This window comes from Lactococcus ileimucosae (genome assembly GCF_943193185.1).
GTDB lineage: Bacteria > Bacillota > Bacilli > Lactobacillales > Streptococcaceae > Lactococcus > Lactococcus ileimucosae.
Map to the genome: position 1 here is coordinate 1 of NZ_CALPDE010000046.1, position 2,181 is coordinate 2,181.

The window sequence follows — 2,181 nt, forward strand, 5'->3', positions numbered from 1 at the left end:
CACCAGCCGGCAGCGAGTGTTGCGTGGTGTCGGGTAACCGCCGCTGCGAAGCGTACACAGCGAGTGGATAGGCCGTGTGATAGAGCCCCGAAATTGTGGTAGTGGCAGTCGCCGACAGTTTTCAAATGCTGGAAGGCAACACGACCCTGCCGTATGGCTTGGCAGGGAAGGGCCGCCGGGGTCGAAGAGCAGGGCATGTTCACACAGGGGGTTCCCAGGAACCTGGGAGGCCCATTTCCCTCCTCCGATCTAACGCTATCAGGTACGGGAGCCACCTGCCCCCAAGCTCCCTGGCCCAGCACTGCAGTGACTGGCGGTGATGGGAGCGAAACAACAGCCACTCAGGAGGTACGGCCAGGCGACCATAAGGAGCCAGCCGGATGGAAGGGCGGGAGTCGGAGTCGCTCATAGTACCGAAGAAGGCGGGGAACCTACTCGACGGGACCCGCTGGAGGGAAGGGGCGGCCAATCATCAGAACTGCACGAGGGCAACATGACAGGTGCACAGGAACCTGAGGTCATGTCCACGAAACAAGTGCGGATAGCAGCGCTGGCAGAGCGCTTCCCGCAGCGTGCCTTCACGTCACTGGCGCATCATATCGACGCCCAGTGGCTGAAAACGGCCTACCTCATGACGCGCCATGACGGTGCGGTCGGGATTGATGGCCAGACGGCGGACGACTTCGCGCGCGGCTTCGAGATCAATATCCAGCGCTTGCTGGAAGAGGCCAAGAGCGGGTGTTACCGGGCGCCGCCGGTGCGGCGTGTCCATATCCCCAAAGGGGATGGGCGTACCACACGGCCGATCGGCATTCCCACCTTTGAAGACAAGGTCCTGCAACGTGCCGTGGTGGCCCTGCTGGAGCCTCTCTACGAGCATGACTTCCTGGATTGTTCGTACGGCTTTCGGCCGGGGCGCTCGGCACACCAGGCCATCAAGACGGTGTGGGACGGCCTGTCGTCGATGGGAGGTGGCTGGGTCATCGACCTGGACATCAAGGCCTTCTTCGACACGATCGACCACCGGCACCTGCGAGCGTTTCTGCAGCAACGAGTGAAGGACGGTGTGATCCTTCGCCTGATCGGCAAGTGGCTCAAGGCCGGAGTACTGGAGGCTGGGCAGTGGCAGAAGGGAGTAGTCGGCAGCCCACAGGGCGGGGTCATTTCCCCATTGCTGGCGAACCTCTATCTCCACTATGTACTGGACGAGTGGTTTGAGAAAGACGTCAAGCCACGCCTGCGAGGACGCGCATTTGAGGTACGTTTCGCCGACGATGCCGTGCTCGCATTCAGCAGTGAAGCTGACGCCCGCAAGGTGCTGGAAGTACTGCCCAAGCGCTTCGCGCGCTTCGGCCTCACCCTGCACCCGACCAAGACCCGCCTGGTGAGGTTCCGCCCGTATCGTGAGCAGCGTGCCGAAACCTTCGACTTTCTGGGCTTCACCCACTACTGGGGGAAGTCACGCCGCGGGCTCTTGGTTATCAAGCGCAAGACGGCGAAGGATAGGTTTCGGCGTGGGCTCAAGCACATCTCACAGTGGTGCCGGTGGAATCGTCACCTGCCGATCCGGGAACAGCATGAGAAGTTGAGTCGTAAGATCCAAGGTCACGTTGCCTACTACGGTATTCGCGGCAATATGCGATCCATACAGACGTTTCGCCATCGGGTGAAGTGGTGCTGGATCAAATGGCTGAGCCGGCGATCCCAGAAGGCAAGGATTGTGTGGCGGAATGCGCTTCAACTCTTTAAGTTACTGCCGTTTCCCAAGGCGAGGATCGTTCACCCATGCTGATCCTTCAGCGAAACTGATGGTTGAAGAGCCGGATGCGTTAATTGCGCACGTCCGGATCTGTGGGGGGCCGGGTCGAGCAATCGCTCGGTCTACCCGACTATCTTCGTTTTCAGGCCTGCCTCATGAATAAGCCGGGATTAGTATCGCTAAACCCAGAGCGCCGAGTAGTTAGGGAGGTAGAGAAAATAGCTGCATAAAAATCAAACAGGGCGACAGATACCTTGACAGTTACCACCGATACGCGCACGGTGCAGGTTGATGACGAGGTAGAGCTGAAATACTACCGGCTCCAGAAAATCAGTGAAGGCGCCATCGACCTGAAAGTAGGCGAGCCGGAAGCCTTGTATGGCCCGACAGAGGTCGGCACCGGCCAGGCAGAGGAAGAGGTG

General features: G+C 59.8%; 1 protein-coding gene. It reads left to right on the forward strand.

Annotated elements, in window-relative coordinates:
* Nucleotides 1-493 precede the first annotated feature (493 nt).
* A complete protein-coding gene (gene ltrA / locus NFR51_RS10920) occupies nt 494-1,792 on the forward strand; it encodes a group II intron reverse transcriptase/maturase (RefSeq protein WP_251713610.1) in 1,299 nt (432 codons plus the stop codon).
* The last annotated feature ends 389 nt before the right edge of the window (nt 1,793-2,181 follow it).

Coding starts and splice junctions, on each gene's coding strand:
- ltrA (WP_251713610.1), top strand. CDS start 494: ATGACAGGTGCACAGGAACCTGAGGTCATGTCCACGAAACAAGTGCGG.